Source organism: Pseudoalteromonas sp. HL-AS2 (genome assembly GCF_031198805.1).
In the GTDB taxonomy this organism is placed as follows: domain Bacteria; phylum Pseudomonadota; class Gammaproteobacteria; order Enterobacterales; family Alteromonadaceae; genus Pseudoalteromonas; species Pseudoalteromonas nigrifaciens.
In genome coordinates this window covers 1,884,123-1,902,881 of the sequence record NZ_CP133571.1, presented here as the reverse complement: position 1 = coordinate 1,902,881, position 18,759 = coordinate 1,884,123, and the positions used below count along the sequence as shown (strand labels likewise).

Annotated in this window: 17 protein-coding genes and 1 pseudogene; 10 read left to right on the top strand and 8 right to left on the bottom strand. The window is 40.4% G+C overall.

Annotated elements, in window-relative coordinates:
* Positions 1 to 26 precede the first annotated feature (26 nt).
* The 6 genes from RB215_RS08905 to RB215_RS08880 form a co-directional block, all read right to left on the bottom strand.
* A complete protein-coding gene (locus tag RB215_RS08905) occupies positions 27 to 470 on the bottom strand; it encodes a PA2169 family four-helix-bundle protein (RefSeq protein WP_011328498.1) in 444 nt (147 codons plus the stop codon).
* Between the two features lie 173 nt (positions 471 to 643).
* A complete protein-coding gene (locus RB215_RS08900) occupies positions 644 to 1,582 on the bottom strand; it encodes a LysR family transcriptional regulator (RefSeq protein WP_011328497.1) in 939 nt (312 codons plus the stop codon).
* Between the two features lie 17 nt (positions 1,583 to 1,599).
* Positions 1,600 to 3,315, bottom strand: a complete 1,716-nt coding sequence (gene aceK / locus RB215_RS08895) for a bifunctional isocitrate dehydrogenase kinase/phosphatase (RefSeq protein WP_309217161.1) — start codon at positions 3,313 to 3,315, stop codon at positions 1,600 to 1,602.
* Between the two features lie 110 nt (positions 3,316 to 3,425).
* Entirely contained in the window at positions 3,426 to 3,905 is a 480-nt protein-coding gene (locus RB215_RS08890; protein ID WP_309216233.1) for a DUF4124 domain-containing protein, read from the bottom strand.
* Between the two features lie 100 nt (positions 3,906 to 4,005).
* Positions 4,006 to 5,499 carry a DUF3413 domain-containing protein gene (locus RB215_RS08885; RefSeq protein ID WP_182679242.1) on the bottom strand — a complete coding sequence of 498 codons (1,494 nt, stop codon included), beginning with the start codon at positions 5,497 to 5,499 and terminating at the stop codon, positions 4,006 to 4,008.
* 5 nt (positions 5,500 to 5,504) lie between these two features.
* Complete coding sequence (locus RB215_RS08880; RefSeq protein ID WP_011328493.1) at positions 5,505 to 5,717, bottom strand: DUF1414 domain-containing protein; 213 nt, start codon at positions 5,715 to 5,717, stop codon at positions 5,505 to 5,507.
* 62 nt (positions 5,718 to 5,779) lie between these two features.
* On the opposite strand from RB215_RS08880, the gene yejK reads away from it, so the two are divergent.
* Entirely contained in the window at positions 5,780 to 6,796 is a 1,017-nt protein-coding gene (gene yejK / locus RB215_RS08875) for a nucleoid-associated protein YejK (RefSeq protein WP_011328492.1), read from the top strand.
* Positions 6,797 to 6,875: 79 nt separating this feature from the next.
* On the opposite strand, the pseudogene rne reads toward yejK, so the two are convergent.
* Positions 6,876 to 10,149, bottom strand: a pseudogene (gene rne, locus RB215_RS08870) (ribonuclease E).
* Between the two features lie 770 nt (positions 10,150 to 10,919).
* On the opposite strand from rne, the gene rluC reads away from it, so the two are divergent.
* Positions 10,920 to 11,879, top strand: a complete 960-nt coding sequence (gene rluC / locus RB215_RS08865) for a 23S rRNA pseudouridine(955/2504/2580) synthase RluC (RefSeq protein WP_011328490.1) — start codon at positions 10,920 to 10,922, stop codon at positions 11,877 to 11,879.
* 59 nt (positions 11,880 to 11,938) lie between these two features.
* Entirely contained in the window at positions 11,939 to 12,544 is a 606-nt protein-coding gene (locus RB215_RS08860) for an HAD-IA family hydrolase (RefSeq protein ID WP_244363699.1), read from the top strand.
* Here the strand turns inward: RB215_RS08860 and RB215_RS08855 are convergent.
* Positions 12,541 to 13,149 (bottom strand): nucleoside triphosphate pyrophosphatase, encoded by a 609-nt coding sequence (locus RB215_RS08855; RefSeq protein WP_058373622.1) that lies wholly within the window; start codon positions 13,147 to 13,149, stop codon positions 12,541 to 12,543. The two genes, RB215_RS08860 and RB215_RS08855, sit on opposite strands and share 4 nt — an antisense overlap.
* A gap of 131 nt (positions 13,150 to 13,280) precedes the next feature.
* Here RB215_RS08855 and yceD point away from each other — a divergent pair, with 131 nt between their 5' ends.
* From yceD to fabF, 7 genes are all read left to right on the top strand, one after another.
* Positions 13,281 to 13,805 carry a 23S rRNA accumulation protein YceD gene (yceD, locus tag RB215_RS08850; RefSeq protein WP_011328487.1) on the top strand — a complete coding sequence of 175 codons (525 nt, stop codon included), beginning with the start codon at positions 13,281 to 13,283 and terminating at the stop codon, positions 13,803 to 13,805.
* Positions 13,806 to 13,814: 9 nt separating this feature from the next.
* Positions 13,815 to 13,985, top strand: a complete 171-nt coding sequence (gene rpmF / locus RB215_RS08845) for a 50S ribosomal protein L32 (protein WP_011328486.1) — start codon at positions 13,815 to 13,817, stop codon at positions 13,983 to 13,985.
* An 11-nt stretch (positions 13,986 to 13,996) separates the two neighbouring features.
* A complete protein-coding gene (gene plsX / locus RB215_RS08840) occupies positions 13,997 to 15,034 on the top strand; it encodes a phosphate acyltransferase PlsX (protein ID WP_011328485.1) in 1,038 nt (345 codons plus the stop codon).
* Between the two features lie 57 nt (positions 15,035 to 15,091).
* Complete coding sequence (gene fabD / locus RB215_RS08835; protein ID WP_089368444.1) at positions 15,092 to 16,018, top strand: ACP S-malonyltransferase; 927 nt, start codon at positions 15,092 to 15,094, stop codon at positions 16,016 to 16,018.
* A gap of 11 nt (positions 16,019 to 16,029) precedes the next feature.
* On the top strand, positions 16,030 to 16,776 hold the full coding sequence (gene fabG, locus RB215_RS08830; RefSeq protein WP_011328483.1) for a 3-oxoacyl-ACP reductase FabG: 747 nt from the start codon (positions 16,030 to 16,032) through the stop codon (positions 16,774 to 16,776).
* Between the two features lie 250 nt (positions 16,777 to 17,026).
* A complete protein-coding gene (gene acpP, locus RB215_RS08825; RefSeq protein WP_006792304.1) occupies positions 17,027 to 17,263 on the top strand; it encodes an acyl carrier protein in 237 nt (78 codons plus the stop codon).
* Positions 17,264 to 17,471: 208 nt separating this feature from the next.
* Positions 17,472 to 18,710, top strand: a complete 1,239-nt coding sequence (gene fabF / locus RB215_RS08820; protein WP_011328482.1) for a beta-ketoacyl-ACP synthase II — start codon at positions 17,472 to 17,474, stop codon at positions 18,708 to 18,710.
* Positions 18,711 to 18,759 lie beyond the last annotated feature (49 nt).

Here is an 18,759-nt window from a genome sequence, read left to right as displayed (position 1 = left end):
GAGTTATTATCCAGAATTTAGGCTACTTACTGCTTTTTCATTCGGCTCATTTCAGCATGACAGCTTTGCATTGTTAGTAATGCTTTAGCTAGTACAGCTTCGCAGTCTGCGGGTTGTGGTTTTTTCATTGCATCTTTAATTTCTTCGAGGGTTTTATCCTCAACTTCTTCTAGCTCTTTAATATACGTATCGTCGTTATTGCTGCTAAATTTAGTGATAAGCGCAGTGTAAGCACGGCGCGCTTCTACCGCAAATGATGAGCCATCCTCACGTTCGCCTTGTTCATTAACAGCAAAAGGTTGTAAGCGTTCAACGGTTACCTTACGCGCATCAATCATGCGCTGGAAAAGGGCGGCAACAGCGGGATCTTTTACGTTCTGTTGGGCTTTTTCGTAAAAATCTATACCACTATTCATTACTTGGATGATGTCAGAAATATGATTTACTTCATTACTTTGATGGGTGTTCATAATGACCTCTCTTATAAATGAAATTAAATGTTCATTTATATAAAAGCAAAGGTTGTTCCACTATAAATACTTTCGTAATCATTTGTTTTTATTGGTATAAATATATTTTTAGGATGATGTTTGCTTACTTGTTAGATTAAGTAAGCAAATTTTACAAAATTTTTGTAACGGTATTACTTAAGTTCTTCAGCAACTTCGGCTACTTTTTGACGTAACCAAATATGACTAGCATCGCGATGTAACAGCGGGCTCCAAATCATATCTAACTCAAACGGTGGAATAGGAAAAGGAGGTTCTAATATTTTAAGACTAGGATCGTCTATATAAATGTTAGCGGCTTTGGAGGGCAATGTTGCTATTAAGTTTTGTACTTTGGCTAAATGTACCGCCACATGGTAGTTACGGGTAAAGGTGGCAATATTACGGTGTTTACCAAAATGAGCGAGTGCTTCATCAACCCAGCCGAGTTTTTGCACATCTTTAGGATCCATTCCTACGCCTACACCAAAACCGGTTTTACTTACCCAAATATGGCGTGCTTTTAAGTAGCTCTCTAGGCTAAAATTGTCAATAATCGGGTTATCGGATTTAACTAAACAGCAAAAACTGTCTTTCCAAATGCGTTTATGATGAAACGATTGCGGTAGGTTTTCAAAGCGATTGATTGCCATATCCACTTTGCCATTTTCCACATCATGAAAGGTCACATCACTAGGGGTGAGTATATCTAAGGTGGTGTCGGGGGCTTCTGCGTGTAATTTACTTAATAGCTTGGGCGCTAAGGTACTGGCCGCATAGTCACTGGCCATTATTCTAAATACGCGCTTACTTTGGCTTGCTTCAAACTCACGATTAGGCGCAAGTGTTTCCTCTAGGGTCATTAATATACCGCGAATAACGGGTTGTAACTCTAACGCGCGCTCTGTGGGTACCATGCCATCGCTGGTGCGTACTAAAATAGGATCGTTAAATAAGTTACGAAGGCGCTTTAAGCCATTGCTCATGGCAGGTTGAGTAATACTTAACCGGTTTGCTGCGCGGGTAACATTACATTCGCGCAATAAAGTATCGAGATAAACCAGTAAATTTAAATCTATTTTACTTATATTCATTGTGTGTCCTTAACGCTTTACCAGTGATGGATAAAACGTTGTGCTGTCGGGTATGGATAAATATGACTAACCAGACCATTTTTAATATTTTGCTGTGCTTGCTTCCAAAAGTTAACATCAATAAGCTCTGGATGTGTGCTCATTAAAAACTGCTTGTAGATTGGGTTAGGCATTACAAAGGTGCAAAGTTGCTCAGGAAATACATCTTGCGGTGCAACCGAATAGCTTTGCTCATCCATTAAGTAGTCGTCATACGTTTTTGCTTTAGGCAGTGCTCTAAAATTCATGTCGGTTAAATATTGCACTTCATCGTAATCATAAAAAATAATACGTTTGTGTTTACTAACACCAAAGTTTTTTAACAGCATGTCGCCGGGAAATATATTAACAGCAATCATTTCTTTTAGTGCCTGGCCGTACTCTTCAATCGCATCGGCGGCACTGGCATCATCGGCATTTTCTAAAAATAGATTAAGCGGTGTCATGCGTCGCTCAATATATAAATGTTTGATAATAAGCCAGTCGCCTTCAATTACCATGGATGAGCCAATGGTTTGGTGTAACTGCTGCAACAAGTTACTATCAAACCGCGCTAAAGGAAATACGACGTTAGAATACTCTATGGTGTCGGCCATGCGGCCAACCCGATCGTGTTTTTTAACTAACTGGTAGCGCTTTAACACGGTATCACGACCAAAAGGTTTACTTTCGCCAAATTTATCTTTAATAACTTTAAATACATAGCCGAATGAGGGCAGGGTAAATACCATCATCACCATGCCTGGTGTACCAGGGGCAATAGTAAATTCGTCGTTAGAGTGAGTTAAATGATTTAAAAACTCACGGTAAAACTCGGTTTTACCTTGTTTATGAAAGCCAATAGCGTTGTAGAGCTCAGCTATGGTTTTATTGGGCATTAATTGGTTTAAAAATCGCACTAATGCGCAAGGCGCATGGGTTTCTACCATAAAGTAGGCACGCGCAAAACCAAAAATAACTCGCATTTGCGACGATTTAGTAAGTAGTGCGTCTAGGTACAAGCCTTTATCTTCATGGTGTAGTACTGCAATAATAAACGGCTGTACGCCGCTTTGCGATACCACTCGCCCTACAATATAGGCGGCTTTGTTACGGTAAAATGGGGTGTGTAGTATATCAAAGCGCATTTGCCATGCTTTATGGTGCGTATCGGGCGCTTGTTTATAAAATGCTTTTACCAGCAGTCGTATGTCTCGCTCTAAGTTTACAAAGGGAGCTTTAAAATCAAAGTGATTAATGATCTGTTTAATTGTGGGCTTTAGGCCGTCAACCACAGGAAAATAGCTGCGATACTCAGCTTCTACGGGCACTGCAGGCGCATCTTTTAGAGTGGCTTCTACAAAAATAAAGTCGTTATGAAAATAACGGCGATGATACAAGCGGCAAAATACCGAGTTATAAAAAGTTTCGGCAAGCTCAGCCTGAGGATGAAAACATAAAAAGTGTTGATAGAGCTTTTTTACTTCTAGCCACAGCTGTTCGTCGAGTTGTTCGGTTTGTTGTTGTCGAAGCGTGGCGGTGGTTTCGTTAACCCGATCATCATAATGGCTAATACGTAATCGGCTTATATCATTAATTGCTTGCCAGTCTCTTTTAGCAAACGCCAGCGGTGCTTTTGCCGTGGTTTTTTGAAATAACAGGTAGTGCTTTTTAAAGCCCGTTAAAATTAATTCAGCAATATGACGAGGCTGCATCATTACTCCTTATTAGACGCTAGAGCTTATACTCTATCATTGTTAAGAGTATGTTATTCTCGATTTAAAACCAAGCTAAATTAAGATGTTATTTATTCATGAGATAAAGGTTACTGATAGTTGTCTATTTTTTTTTGTAATTTATTAATGCGCTTTTTTACCATATTAATTTGTGCTTTATAGTTTTTGTTAATTACTTTTTGTTTTTTAGCAATATCGGCGGCAATACGTTTTTTATCTTCCTTGGCTAAAATATGGTTAAGGCGCTGTTGCTGTTTATAATCAGCTTGGTCTTTTTTACGATCTAATATTGCTAACTTATGTTGATTACTGCGCAGCTCTGCCTGTAAGCCTGCTAGTAAGCTTTCGCGCTCCAGTTCGTTTAATTGCTTGGTGTAATCTACTTTAGGGCCTACTTGCTGATTTATTATGGTGTTAACTTTGTATACGGTGGCGTTGTTATCGCACGGGAATTGAGAAAATGTGGTGCCTTCTTGTGTAACACACTTGTAGTAACTGGTTGCACTGAAACTGTTAAAGCTTAAGGTTGTAAGCAAGAGGAAAATAAAAATACAGTTCAGTTTAATCATATTGGCTATCCCTAAGAGTGTTTTACTGCGTTAAATTAATAACGTTAAAGTAAAACTATAACCTAGCTTGGCGGTATAGCAAGCTAGGTTAATAATAGCCTTATTGAGTAAAGGTTTTTAACTTTTTGATACTGTGAACTAAAAATGGAATGTCTAAGCCTTGCTCAATCGAAAACCCTTCGGCGGCAGAAATATTTTTAAAGTCGCCATCAGGATCAATTAAGGTAATTCTATCCTTTTTATACGCTATAACCACGCCTTGAGAATAATTAACACCCATATTATCTTTTTTCTGGTGTAAGTTAACACCAAGCATAGTTTGCTCAGCAATAGCGTTGCAGTTTAAATACTGCCCAACAGCGGTCGCTATTATATCGCTAGGTTGAATAAGGCCATTAACGCGAGTGATCCGTTTATCTGAACTATAAAGCGTTGAGGTAATTACCACCTCTTTATTATTATCAGCCAAACTAAAAGCATAAACATGAGTATTTTTATCGCGAGGTGCTAAATCATCAGTGCCTTTAATAATTCTAATTGCACTATTAGTGTGGGTTTGATCGTTAATAAAATTTAACGCTGCAATACCCGTTACTTCAACACTGCGACGTTGGCTTTGCCATGCGGGTAATGTTTGCTCATTTATAATTGTAGATTTATAAAATGCTGGTAAACCATAAACTAAACTAAAGAGCATATCGTTATGATCGGTTGGTTGTAAAAACTGCTTAGTGCTATACAAGTTTTTATTACTGGCAAATTGAGCAAGCTGCTGCGCTGTTTCAAATACAAAAATATCAATTTTAGCCGGTGTGTAATCTTCGCATTTTGTCAGCGGAGTAGGCAATTGGTAGCTAATGTTTTGTTGATTAATTTGCACATTATGCGCTTGTTTATAGCTTTCTATGTCTAGTAGATCATTTTTAGCTAATAAGCTTTTAGCCGTTGTAGGGTAAGAGAGTGGTAAAAAGTTATCTTGTTTAGTTACATCAAACTTTAAATTAGCGTCTGCCCAAATATGAATACTATGACTTAAAGCAAAACAAATCACTAAAAATGAACTCGCGTAGCGAGCAAACTTGAGCTGCTTTAAACGCGCTAAATTTTGCCAAGTAAAATTACTGACCGTTAACTGAAAACCTAAAATAACTAAAACTATGCCACCGGCTAAAATAGTTGTTAAAGCGGGTGAGCTGTTTAAGCGGTGCCATAAAAGCGAAATGATCTCAGGTAAAGCAGAACTACTTAAGTGATAACCTAAATTAAAATAAACATAAGCATCAAGTGTGAGTAAAGAGGCGCCAAAGGTAGCAATAACTGCAGCCATACCGCGAATATGGCGAGGGTATGGAAAAACTAAACTGAGCGGAAATACCGTCAGCACAAACGCTAAAAAGGCAATAAAGCTAGTATGGCTAAGCCAAGTAACTAGCATATAAGTAATACCCATAAAGCTTGTAGGTGGCGAGTCGGCAAACAAGTAGCTTAAGCTAATTAAGAGCGCTAAGCCAATATTGGCAAAGGTAAACCAATGCCCCCAACTTAGTAATTGACTCGCTTTTGATGAAAACTGATTGTGCTGCGATAAATTCATAGAGTTTATTTAACCGACTGTGCGAGAGCTTTAGCAAAGTTCTCGGTAACGGCTTGTCTTTTCCCTGTTGGTACATGCTCTTTTAAGATATGCGTGATAGAATTTCCTAAACACATAAGACTCAAATCAACCGGCGCATTGTGTTGAGTTAACACATCAATAAGCTGATCGACGATTTGTTCTACTTGTTCATTAGAGTATTTTGATAAGATTGGCATCAGTTGGTTCAATTTAATAGTTATATTCTCACATTTTAACACCAGAGGCGTGAAAAACAAAGATGGCAACAGACGTTAAAAAACTAGTCGTTCATTATGTAGACAAAAAAGACGGCGATACTCAAATTCATTTACGTAATGATGAAATGCTAATCAACGATAAAGTAGCTGTGTTTATTGAGCAATTGCATCATGCATATAATGGTAAGCCAGGTAAAGGCTTTTGCGCTTTTAGTGGCGATAAAAATAGCGTAGTTGCATCGGCAATGCAAAGTTACCGTAACAACGAACTTGGCTTTTGGCATATGACAGATCAAGCATCGAGTGTGTTAAAAGAGGAACTTGATAAATACGCATTTAATGAAACCGGTTATTTAGTGTTTTGTCACTATCAGTATGTGGCTACAGACTACATGCTGATTGCGATGATTAATATTAAAGAGCATTACTCAATTACCTCTGAACTTGATTTAGCGTCGTCACGTCATTTAGATATTTCGCGTATGCAATTAGCGGCACGAATCGATTTAACCGCTTGGGACACCCAAGCGCAAGACAATCGTTATATTTCATTTATTAAAGGCCGCGCAGGGCGCAAAGTTGCCGATTTCTTCTTAGACTTTTTAGGCTGTGAAGAAGGTATTGATCCTAAACAACAAAGCCAAGTAATGCTCAGTGCTGTAGAGGATTACTTATCAGAGCAACAATTTGATAAATCAGAAAAAGATGATTTACGTAAACAAGTATTTGATTACTGTAATGATTGTGTAACGACAGGTGAAGATGCCAACGTAAGTGAGCTTTCGGCAACACTTACAAAAGGCGATGACAGTCCGTTTGACAGCTTTTGCAAAGAGCAAAGTTACGATTTAGAAGAGTCATTCCCCGTTGATAAAAAAACAGTGGCAAGTATGGTTAAGTTCTCCGGTTTAGGTGGCGGTGTAAGTGTGAGCTTTGAGCGTAAACACTTAGGTGAACGTGTTACTTATAATGAAGCAACCGATACCTTAGTGATCAAAGGCATTCCGCCAAACTTAAAAGATCAGTTACAACGCTTCATGGAAAAAGAACAAGACTAATGCGATTGATCTAAAGTTACAGGTACAAAAAAGCCCCGCTAGTTAATAATTAACTAGCGGGGCTTTTTAATGAGTATTGTTAATCAACACTCATTGTTTTAGTCATTGTAGAACTTGCACGACCAGCAGGTTTGATTGAACCCGCACGTAAACCACTGTCTGGCACTAGTTCACGTTTATCGTGAGCCATAGCAACAGATGTATGTTTTACTTCGCTATCAGCTACAGGGGTAGGCTGTGCCATTGGCGCACTTGCTGACCCTTGAGCTATCGCTGTTTTAACATGTGGTGCTGCAGTTACTACTGGAGTTTCAACTTTAGCTGGCTCTTCAGTTACCACTGGAGTTTCAACTTTAGCTGGCTCTTCAGTTACTACTGGAGTTTCAACTTTAGCTGGCTCTTCAGTTACCACTGGAGTTTCAACTTTAGCTGGCTCTTCAGTTACTACTGGAGTTTCAACTTTAGCTGGCTCTTCAGTTACCACTGGAGTTTCAACTTTAGCTGGCTCTTCAGTTACCACTGGAGTTTCAACTTTAGCTGGCTCTTCAGTTACCACTGGCGCTTCAACTTTAGCTGGCTCTTCAGTTACCACTGGCGCTTCAACTTTAGCTGGCTCTTCAGTTACTAATGGAGTTTCAACTTTAGCTGGCTCTTCAGCTGCTACTGGCGTTTCAACTTTAGCTGGCTCTTCAGCTGCCACTGGAGTTTCAACCTTAGCTGGCTCTTCAGTTACTACTGGAGTTTCAACTTTAGCTGGCTCTTCTACAGCTTCAACTTTGGCTAAGTCTTCAACCGCAACGGCTTGTTCAACTTGTTGCGCTGCATCCGCAGGTGTAGCTGCAGATTTAGCTTTAAGCTCTGCTTCATACTCTGCAGCAGCTTGGTCGGCAACAGGAACAAATGCCGGTGCTTCATCTGACTTAGCTTCATTGCCTTCACCTTCAGGGCGACGACGACGCTGACCTGATGCACGAAGATGACGAGGTGAGCGACGTGAACGTGTACGAGTTTGCTCTTGCTCGTCTTCGGTTGTAGGTGTTTCATCGTTAGAATCAACATCTTCAACTTTTTCTTCTTTAATATGAGCTGTTTTTTCTGCCGCTGTTTGAGTTTGCTTTTCTACAACAGGTGCTTGCTCTTGGGCTACTGGTGTTTCTTTTTCTGTAGCTTGTACAGGTGTTTCATCTGTTGTTTGTACCTGCTCAGCATTTTCATCTTGCAGGCGTACTTTTTTACGCAAATTACGACGCTGGCGACGAACCTTTGGTTTTTGATCCTTTGGCTCTTCGGCTTGAACTGGCTTAGTTTCAGCTTCTGCTTTTGCAGGTGCATCAACTTTTACTGCATCTTTATCTTCAGTGCGTGGCTCTGGGCGCTTACGTGAATTAGGATTGCGACGACGCTTATTGCGATTCTCGCCTCTCTCTTGGTTCTCGTTAGCTTGCGTTGCTGCTTCAGGTGTTGATACAGAGTTAGTTTTAACCTCTTCATCCGCAGTACGCTCAGTGCGTGGCTTAGAACGAGGGTTATTACGGCGACGCTGATTGTTTGTTGTTATTACGGCGACGATTATCGTTATTACGCGTATTATCGCGCGTTTCTTGTTGCTGTTTTTGTGTTTCTTCTTTTTTCACTTCAACGGTTTCGCTGGCGAATAAAGATTTAAACCACTTACCAATTGCATCCAGTAAACCGCTTTGCGCTTTAGTTTCAGCAGGGGCAACAACGTTAGCAGGAGCCGCTTGTGGAGCTGGTGCTGCAGGCATTACAACGCCTTTTAACATTGGCTCTTCACGTACTGGTGCTACAGGCGACTTAGACATTTCAAATGCTTCAGGCTCTGGAGCAACAATTTGTCCATAGCTTACTGTTTCAATCGTTTCGTCTTTACGTAAGCGCATTACTTCGTAGTGTGGTGTTTCCATGTGTTGATTAGGAATGATCACTATGTCGCACTTATGTTGTTTTTCCATGCGATGAACACTACGGCGCTGTTCATTTAATAAATAAGCGGCAACAGCAACAGGCACTTGAGCATTAACTTGTGCAGTGTTGTCTTTAATTGCTTCTTCTTCAATTAAACGCAAAATAGACAGTGCAATTGATTCGTTAGAACGAATCGTACCTTGACCACTACAACGTGGACATGGGCCTTGGCTTGCTTCACCTAATGAAGGGCGCAGACGCTGACGCGACATTTCGAGTAAACCAAAACGTGAAATTTTACCAATTTGCACACGAGCACGATCAGGACGAACAGCGTCTTTTAGACGGTTTTCTACTTCACGCTGATGGCGTGGTGGTGTCATATCGATAAAATCGATAACAATTAAGCCACCTAAGTCGCGAAGACGTAATTGACGTGCAATTTCATCTGCTGCTTCTAAGTTAGTATTAAGTGCTGTTTCTTCAATATCGCCGCCTTTTGTTGCTTTAGACGAGTTAATATCGATAGAGGTTAATGCTTCTGTAGGATCAATTACAATTGAACCACCTGAAGGCAAGCGTACTTCACGCTGGAACGCAGACTCAATTTGGCTTTCAATTTGGTAATGCGTAAATAATGGCGTATCACCTTGATAAAGCTTAACACGGCTCATAAAGTCAGGGCGAAAACGTTCAATATGCGCTTTAGCTTCTTCAAAAACACGTGGTTTATCAATTAATATTTCGCCAATATCACGACGTAAATAGTCTCGAATTGCACGAAATATTACATTGCTTTCTTGGTGTATTAAAAACGGCGCTTTAGCACTGTCGGCTGCAACACCAATTGCTTCCCAATGAACAAGTAAGGCTTTTAAATCGTAGTTTAATTCTTCAAACGATTTGCCAACACCAGCAGTACGAACAATTAAGCCCATACCTTTAGGAAGTTCTAAACGACTAAGTGACTCTTTTAGTTCAGTACGCTCATCACCTTCAATGCGACGAGATATACCGCCAGCACGAGGATTATTAGGCATTAAAACTAAGTAGCTACCGGCAACGCTGATAAAGGTAGTAAGTGCTGCGCCTTTTTGGCCACGCTCTTCTTTATCAACTTGTACTATAACTTCTTGACCTTCTTTGATCACGTCACGAATATTCGGACGGCCATGGAAAGTATACCCAGCTGGGAAGTAAGTACGGGCAATTTCTTTTAAAGGAAGGAAACCATGACGATCAGCACCGTATTCAACAAATGCTGCTTCAAGAGATGGTTCAATGCGAGTGATTTTGCCTTTATAAATATTGGCTTTTTTCTGTTCGTGACCTGGGCTTTCTATATCTAAATCATATAGGCGCTGGCCGTCAACCAGTGCTACGCGCATTTCTTCTTGCTGCGTTGCATTGATTAGCATACGTTTCATATTGTTACTCTACTAGTTTGTGTCGCTGACATGACGCTGTTTTCACGTCTGTTCAGTTATTCCTATTTTTAGAATGTGCAGCCTCACGACTGGGTCTTTAATGGAACGGCTCTGTTTTTTGCGTACGCAGTATTTTTAAATGCAGGCAAACAATAGTGTATTTATTACTATTAAATTCATAGCAGGGCTAAAACTGTCGGCTTTTCAGCTACGTTACACGTTTTACCCAGAAGTTGGCCTGTCATACTAATCTTATTAAATGCCGTTCATATTTAGGCGCATAGGGCTCGTTAAGTAAGTGAGTAATACAATGTGATGTACTACTAAAATCCATTTTTGTGAGCAAAAATCGCTGCCAATGTTAATGACGACTTATTTATTAGATTTTTTTAGTTCTAAATAAGCTGCTGTACGGTACTACAATTGAGCAAGTGCTGAACGACGTTTTTACGTCGTCACTATCAGACAAATTATCTGTTCATTGCTTTTTCAATCGCATTAAAAATCAATTCATGTTCAAACTTAACTGGCAATATATTACGCGCATTGCCGCTAATTGATCGCACGTGTTGACTGGGTATGTATAAAAGCTTTGGAAAACTTAACTCGGATCTGTATGATCAATTACCCAGAATGTGCATCACGAATGTATTACTGCGTTAAAAAGCACCGTTGTTATTTGCAAATACTAAATATTTGCGCTGCTGATTATCCCACTATTATAACTGTGTTAGCAACTAAATTATTTTTCTTAAATTAGTGATTAGGCAATGTCAGAAAAAAACGACTTACAAGTAACTTATGTCACGATCAACGAAGACCATTTAGGTCAACGAATTGATAACTTTCTTATTACCCATTTAAAAGGGGTGCCTAAAAGCGCAATTTATAAACTTTTGCGTAAAGGTGAGGTGCGCGTTAATAAAAAACGCATTAAGCCGGTATATAAACTGCAGCTAGAAGATGTTCTTCGTATTGCGCCAATTAGGGTGGCAGAACGAGAAGAGTTTGTGCCTTCAAAACTTGATAAAGTAACACGCCTTGAAAATGATATTATATTTGAAGATAAATACCTGATTGTTATTAATAAACCATCGGGTATGGCGGTACATGGTGGTAGTGGCTTAAGTTATGGTTTAATTGAAGCGCTGCGAGTATTACGCCCAGAAGAGCGCAGTTTAGAGCTTGTGCATAGACTAGATCGCGATACGTCGGGGTGTTTATTAATTGCTAAGCGCCGTTCAGTACTGACTGCTTTACATGAGCAGTTACGTGAAAAAACCATGGAAAAAAACTATTGGGCGCTAGTTGATGGCCAATGGGACTCTAAAACTAAAAATGTTACCGAAGGGCTGCGTAAAAATACGCTTAAGTCTGGGGAGCGCGTAGTGCGTGTAGATAACACTGAAGGTAAACCCTCACATACCCGCTTTAAAGTGCTTGAGCGCTTTAACGAGTGCTCGTTAGTGCAGGCGTCACCGGTTACCGGGCGTACTCACCAAATACGTGTGCATACACAATGCAAAGGGCATCCCATTGCGTGTGATGATAAATATGGCGATGAAGAGTTTGATAATTCGATGCGTAAAACAGGGTTAAATCGTTTGTTTTTACATGCTCATGACTTAACTTTTTATCATCCTAAAAACGAAACAACCATGCGCGTAGAAGCACCGCTTGATAAAGCACTGGCTAATTGCTTAGTTAAATTGCGTGCTAATAAAACGTGATAGCAGTCAGTTCGCTCAAAAAGTACAAGCTGGTTATTTTTGATTGGGACGGCACAGTAATGGATTCAATAACTAAAATAGTTAATTGTATTCGCAGCAGTGCCGTTGCGTTAAATATAGAACCGCCAAGCAATGAAGCAACAAAAAGCATTATAGGTTTGTCGCTTGATAAAGCCATTGCGGTATTATTTCCGCTGCATAGAGCGCAGCACCAAGCGTTAATTAGTGGATATAAGCAGCATTACCAAACAGATACTACGGCTACACCATTATTTGCCGATGTAGAAAAAGTGCTATTAGCACTACAGCACAGTGGCATTATTTTAGCCGTGGCAACAGGTAAAGGGCGCGCAGGACTCGATCGTTTATTACATCAAAGTGAGTTAGGGCATTATTTTAGTGCAACGCGTAGTAGTGATGACGCAAGCTCTAAGCCATCGCCGGATATGTTGTTTCAATTATTAGCAGAGCTTGGCATAAGCGCCGATGAAGCGGTTATGATTGGCGATACAAAAATTGATATGGCAATGGCGCAAGCCGCGGGTATGGATAGCATAGGTGTCACTATGGGTGTACATAACGCAAAGCAACTTAGCGAGTTTAACCCGATTGCAACTGTTGATAGTTATCAGCAGTTGCAACAGTTATTGCTGCCTGAGCATTAACTAAGGGGGGTATTTGATTGCGCACTTAGCACATCAAGGCCAAACTCAGCTAATAATTGGCTGAGTTTGATCAGTGGTAAACCAATTAAACTGTTGGGATCGTCTCCAGTTAATTTTTCAAATAAACAAATCCCTAGGCCTTCACTTTTAAAACTGCCTGCGCAATTATAGGGCTGCTCAGCATCGCAATAAGCACTTATTTGCGCATCAGTGAGTGTTTTGAAAGTAACATTAAATGGTTCAATGCAGGTTTTACTCTCCCCAGATGTAAGATCGTAAACGCACAGGCCAGTTAAAAATGTTACACTATGGCCGCTAAAAAGGGATAACTGCTTTACGGCATTGTGTTTATTATGAGGTTTACCTAAAATTTGCTCATTAAATACAGCAACCTGATCTGAGCCAATCACTAAGCCTTTACTAAAGTGTTTACTAGCTGCGCGGGCTTTTAATTCACTTAAACGCTTAACTAGTTGTGCAGGGGTTTCATTGTTTAATGCTGACTCGTCAACATTCGGTGAAAATGTATCGAATGGCAGATTGAATTTTTGTAATAAAGACTGCCTAAAGGGTGAGCTTGAGGCTAATATAAGTGGGTACTTCATAGATTGTTTTCCTAACCAAAATCAGATTGAGTTAGGATAAATCAGATCCGTGAGTAAAACACGTGAAAAACCACGTAAATATGGTTTTTTACTTTGACTAACCAACTAACTATCTATATGATGCAGCCCCTATGCAAAAGGTGAAAATTCCCATCACTCTTCATCCAGGCAAAGCAGCGCAACACCGTTTAAAGTATGACGGCATTGTACCGCTTGAGAAACTAACTCGTTTACGAGAAGTTGTGCAGGAAGAAGTAGGTGAAATAGCGGTAAAAATTCATTGCAAAAACGACGACCAAGGTTTTGTTGTGATTAGAGGCAATTTGTCCACACACGTAACTGTCACTTGTCAACGTTGTAATGGTGATTTAGGGTTGGATTTGGTGCAAGATTTTGTTTATTCACCAGTTGGTGATGAAACAGAATCAGACATTTTTCCAGAAGACTACGATGAAGTAGCGCTTGATGAAAATGGTGAAATTAACGTTTTTAATTTAATTGAAGACGAATTAATTTTAGCAGTTCCATTAGTCTCTACCCACAACGAAGCTTCATGCAGTTATTCAGCAAAGCCTGCCAGCTTTGGTGTTTTAAAGGCGGAAGATGAGAAACCTAATCCATTTGATATTTTGAAACAACTTAAGAAAGATTCTTAGGAGAAGACTATGGCTGTACAAAAAAGCAAAAAGTCTCGTGCAAGACGCGGCATGCGCCGTTCACACGATGCGATTAGTGGTCCAAGCTTAACTGTAGATCAAACATCTGGTGAGACTCATCGTCGCCACCATGTGACTGCAGATGGTTACTACAAAGGCGTTCAAGTAATTTCTAAATAAGAGATTTCTTTATGCTGAATAATCTAACCATAGCGTTAGATATGATGGGGGGCGATTACGGCCCCCGTTCATCTATCCCCGCTGCCGTTAACGCGGTAAATGCTCATGCTAATTTAACGCTAATTTTATGCGGTAATGAGCAAGTCATATCAAAACAACTCGAATCACTCGATTCACTAGCACACCCTCGACTTATTATTCGCCACTGTAGCGAAGTTGTTACAAATGCATGTAAGCCCGGTGTTGCTGTACGCTCCAAAAAAGATTCATCTATGCGCGTTGCCCTTAACTTAGTTAAATCGGGCGAGGCTCAAGCATGCGTAAGTTCAGGTAATACTGGCGCGTTATTCTTTATGGCACATTACGTGTTAAAAATGCTTCCTGGTGTAAAACGTCCAGCACTTATTTCTGCGGTACCTACAGAGCGAAAAAACCCTGTTTATTTACTCGATCTGGGTGCTAACGTACATTGCGATGCGCAAACCTTATATCAATTTGGCATTATGGGGTCGGTAGTCGCAGGACAAGCACTTGGCTGCGATAATCCCAAAGTAAGTTTATTAAATATTGGCTCTGAAGATATCAAAGGCCATGAAGATATTAAGCAAGCTGCACAATTAATGCAGCAAAGCCCTTTAATCAACTATATTGGTTACAGTGAAGGTAGCGATATATTTACCGGAAAAGCCGATGTTATTGTATGCGAAGGCTTTGTGGGTAATGTGGCGCTTAAAACCTGTGAAGGGATTGCAAAACTTATAATGAATAAGTTTACCGCCGCGCTTGAAAAGCACCTCGTATACAAATGCATGGCGTTTATGCTGAGCCCTATAATAAAAAAACTCTATAAAAGGGTGAACCCCGACCAGTATAACGGTGCAAGTCTGGTAGGATTGCGCGGTATTGTGGTTAAAAGCCATGGAAATGCCTCAGCTAAAGCATTTCAAGCAGCAATTGATGAAGCGGTAAAGGAGGTTGAACGCCAACTTCCTGACAAAATAGCCGCAATTTTTGAAAAAATACATTCTAAAGACACGGTGAACGAGTAGTAATTGAGTTGCCGTGTTTATAACATTATTTATTTGTTTAATTAAAAAGAGCAAAATATGGCACAACAAATTGCAATTCTATTTCCAGGTCAAGGCTCACAAAGTGTTGGCATGTTAACTGAGTTACTCCAAAGCTCAGACATTGTTAAAGCAACTTTTAGCGAAGCGTCAGCGGCGTTAGGATATGACCTAGCAGAACTGGTTCTTAATGGCCCAGAAGAAAAGCTAAATCAAACTCACCGCACTCAACCTGCATTATTAACAGCCAGTGTTGCTATTTACCGTGACTGGTTAGCAGCAAACCCAGATGCAGATGTTGTTATGGCTGGACACAGCTTAGGTGAGTACTCAGCATTAGTATGTAGCGAAGTAATAAGCTTGAGTGAAGCGGTAAAGTTAGTAGAAAACCGTGGTTTATATATGCAAGAAGCCGTACCTGCAGGTGTGGGTTCAATGGCTGCTATTATTGGCTTAGGCGACGATGAAACCAAAGCGGCTTGCGCCGCTGCAGCGCAGGGTGAAGTGGTTTCTCCGGTAAATTATAATTCTCCTGGGCAAGTTGTTATTGCAGGCCATAAAGCGGCTGTAGATCGCGCTTCTCAAGCGTGTAAAGATGCAGGTGCAAAACGTGCATTGCCACTTGCTGTTAGCGTACCATCGCATTGTGAGCTAATGAAGCCGGCCGCTGAAAAGCTAGCTATTGATTTAGCTGCGTTAACATTTAACACGCCTAAATGCGCTGTTATTAATAATGTTGATGTAAAAGCTGAAACGTCAGCTGATGCAATTAAAGACGCATTAGTACGCCAGTTATACAGCCCAGTACGCTGGACTGAAACAGTACAAGCATTAGTTGCACAAGGTGTAACGCAAAGCTACGAATTTGGCCCAGGCAAAGTATTAACTGGCCTTGCAAAACGAATTGATAAAGCAATGATCTGTGGTTCAGTTAACGACTGTGCCTCAATTGATGCTGCAAAATAAGAGTATAAAATATGACTAATTTATTTTCATTAGCGGGCAAAGTTGTCCTGATCACGGGCGCTAGCCGTGGTATTGGTAAAGCCATTGCAACTACTTTAGTTGCCCAAGGCGCAAAAGTAGCGGGTACGGCCACCAGTGAGTCGGGTGCTGCTAAAATTAGCGAGTATTTAGGTGAAAGCGGTAAAGGTTATGCGTTAAACGTAACTGATCCTGCATCTATTGAGGCGACATTGGCGGCGATTAAAGCTGATTTTGGCGATGTTGACGTATTGGTTAATAATGCCGGCATCACTCGCGATAATTTATTAATGCGCATGAAAGAAAGTGAGTGGGATGATATTATCGACACTAACTTAAGTTCTATATTCCGTTTATCTAAGGCGGTATTACGCCCAATGATGAAGAAAAAGAACGGTCGTATTATCAATATTGGCTCAGTAGTGGGCACTATGGGTAATGCTGGGCAAGCTAACTATGCAGCGGCTAAAGCCGGTGTTATTGGCTTTTCTAAGTCACTAGCACGCGAAGTAGCGTCGCGTGGTATTACGGTAAACGTAGTTGCGCCTGGTTTTATTCAAACCGATATGACTGATGGTCTTACGGATGAGCAAAAAGCAGCCACACTGGCAAATGTACCAGCAGGGCGTTTAGGGCAACCAGATGAAATTGCTGCTGCTGTATGTTACCTAGCGTCAGATGCGGCTGCGTATGTATCGGGTGAAACTTTGCATGTAAATGGTGCGATGTACATGGTTTAATAGCCTATGTGCAAAGAAAGTAATTAAATATAAGTAATTAAATTGCCAAAAAAGATTGAATTATTGGCAATCTTGCTTTAAACATACTTGAAATCGTGGTTAAAATAAGCGATAAAAGACGAAACGTACACTCAAGAGGTTTGACCAGACAATTATTTATGGTCAAAAGATTGAATCAGAGAATTATGCGACGTAAACTACGCCGCAATCTGAAAATAACGCATTGGCGTTTTTAATAAAGGAAAGAAGAATGAGCGATATCCAAGAACGCGTAAAGAAAATTATCATCGAACAACTAGGTGTTAAAGAAGAAGAAGTGAAGAATGAATCTTCTTTCGTAGATGACTTAGGTGCAGATTCTCTTGATACAGTTGAATTAGTAATGGCTCTTGAAGAAGAGTTTGATACTGAGATCCCTGATGAAGAAGCTGAAAAAATCACTACAGTACAATCTGCTATCGATTACGTTACAGCTCACGCTGAGTAATTAATCGCATATTAAGGGCAGCATTCGCTGCCCTTAATCTCTATATCCAAACCACTTCAAAGTATATGATTCAAAGCAAAGCTAAACATCAATCTAATTTACACTGATTTTATTGGTATTATGCGTTTTAAATCTAATTTGAGACGAGTACTTTGAAGTTGCTTGGGTATTATTATCCCCTTATAAAACACCTTATTGGAGGCAAACCGTGGCTAAACGTCGAGTTGTCGTAACTGGCTTAGGAATGTTGACGCCGCTAGGTAATGATGTGCAATCAACCTGGCAGGGCTTATTAGATGGCAAAAGTGGTATTCAAACTATCACACACTTTGATACATCAAAATTTGGTACGCATTTCGCGGGTCTAATCAATGATTTTGATGCATCGGCTTATATGCCAGCAAAAGATGCTAAAAAAATGGATTTATTTATTCAATACGGCATTGCCGCGGGGATCCAAGCATTTAAAGATTCAGGCCTTGAAGTAACTGAACAAAACGCGACGCGTATTGGCGTAGCAGTGGGTTCAGGTATTGGTGGTTTAACGCTTATTGAAGAAAACCATATAAAACTACTTAATAGTGGACCGCGTAAGTTATCCCCATTTTATGTACCTTCTACCATTATTAATATGATTTCTGGTCATTTATCAATAATGAATGGACTACGTGGCCCTAATATTTCTATTGTTACAGCCTGTACTACGGGTTTGCATAATATTGGCCATGCTGCTCGTATGATAGCGTATGGCGATGCAGATGCTATGGTAGCTGGCGGTGCTGAAAAAGCCTGTACACCAATTGGTATGGGGGGCTTTAATGCTGCTCGTGCACTTTCAACACGCAACGATGATCCACAAGCGGCTTCGCGTCCTTGGGATAAAGACCGCGATGGTTTTGTATTATCAGATGGTGCGGGTGTTGTGGTTGTTGAAGAATACGAACACGCAAAAGCACGTGGTGCAAAAATTTACGCAGAACTAGTTGGTTTTGGTATGAGTGGTGATGCATTTCATATGACTTCACCACCAGAAGATGGTGCAGGCGCAGCATTAGCGATGGAAAATGCGCTAAACGATGCGCAAGTAAATGCGGACCAAATTGGTTACATTAACGCACATGGTACATCGACTCATGCAGGCGACAAAGCAGAAACCTCGGCCGTTAAAAGTGTTTTTGGCAGTGCAGCAAAAGACGTAATGGTGAGTTCATCTAAATCTATGATGGGTCACTTATTAGGTGCTGCTGGTTCGGTTGAGTCGATTATTTCAATATTGTCGTTAACCGATCAAAAAGTTACCCCAACAATTAATCTTGATAACCCAGATGAAGGGTGCGATTTAGACTATGTACCGCACACTGCCCGAGATGCAAAATTAGAGTTTGCACTATGTAACTCGTTTGGCTTTGGTGGTACTAATGGCTCGTTACTGTTTAAAAAGGTATAATCTTTTTTAACAACAGACCAGACTATAAGAGCTCAGTTGTTTAACTGGG

What these genes read in the sequence shown, in the direction of transcription:
- plsX (WP_011328485.1), top strand. Translation starts at nt 13,997, where the DNA reads ATGCTGAATAATCTAACCATAGCGTTAGATATGATGGGGGGCGATTAC.
- RB215_RS08860 (WP_244363699.1), top strand. Translation starts at nt 11,939, where the DNA reads ATGGATTCAATAACTAAAATAGTTAATTGTATTCGCAGCAGTGCCGTT.
- rluC (WP_011328490.1), top strand. Translation starts at nt 10,920, where the DNA reads ATGTCAGAAAAAAACGACTTACAAGTAACTTATGTCACGATCAACGAA.
- acpP (WP_006792304.1), top strand. Translation starts at nt 17,027, where the DNA reads ATGAGCGATATCCAAGAACGCGTAAAGAAAATTATCATCGAACAACTA.
- fabG (WP_011328483.1), top strand. Translation starts at nt 16,030, where the DNA reads ATGACTAATTTATTTTCATTAGCGGGCAAAGTTGTCCTGATCACGGGC.
- RB215_RS08885 (WP_182679242.1), bottom strand. Translation starts at nt 5,499, where the DNA reads ATGAATTTATCGCAGCACAATCAGTTTTCATCAAAAGCGAGTCAATTA.
- RB215_RS08880 (WP_011328493.1), bottom strand. Translation starts at nt 5,717, where the DNA reads ATGCCAATCTTATCAAAATACTCTAATGAACAAGTAGAACAAATCGTC.
- rpmF (WP_011328486.1), top strand. Translation starts at nt 13,815, where the DNA reads ATGGCTGTACAAAAAAGCAAAAAGTCTCGTGCAAGACGCGGCATGCGC.
- yceD (WP_011328487.1), top strand. Translation starts at nt 13,281, where the DNA reads ATGCAAAAGGTGAAAATTCCCATCACTCTTCATCCAGGCAAAGCAGCG.
- fabD (WP_089368444.1), top strand. Translation starts at nt 15,092, where the DNA reads ATGGCACAACAAATTGCAATTCTATTTCCAGGTCAAGGCTCACAAAGT.
- yejK (WP_011328492.1), top strand. Translation starts at nt 5,780, where the DNA reads ATGGCAACAGACGTTAAAAAACTAGTCGTTCATTATGTAGACAAAAAA.
- aceK (WP_309217161.1), bottom strand. Translation starts at nt 3,315, where the DNA reads ATGCAGCCTCGTCATATTGCTGAATTAATTTTAACGGGCTTTAAAAAG.
- RB215_RS08905 (WP_011328498.1), bottom strand. Translation starts at nt 470, where the DNA reads ATGAACACCCATCAAAGTAATGAAGTAAATCATATTTCTGACATCATC.
- RB215_RS08855 (WP_058373622.1), bottom strand. Translation starts at nt 13,149, where the DNA reads ATGAAGTACCCACTTATATTAGCCTCAAGCTCACCCTTTAGGCAGTCT.
- RB215_RS08900 (WP_011328497.1), bottom strand. Translation starts at nt 1,582, where the DNA reads ATGAATATAAGTAAAATAGATTTAAATTTACTGGTTTATCTCGATACT.
- RB215_RS08890 (WP_309216233.1), bottom strand. Translation starts at nt 3,905, where the DNA reads ATGATTAAACTGAACTGTATTTTTATTTTCCTCTTGCTTACAACCTTA.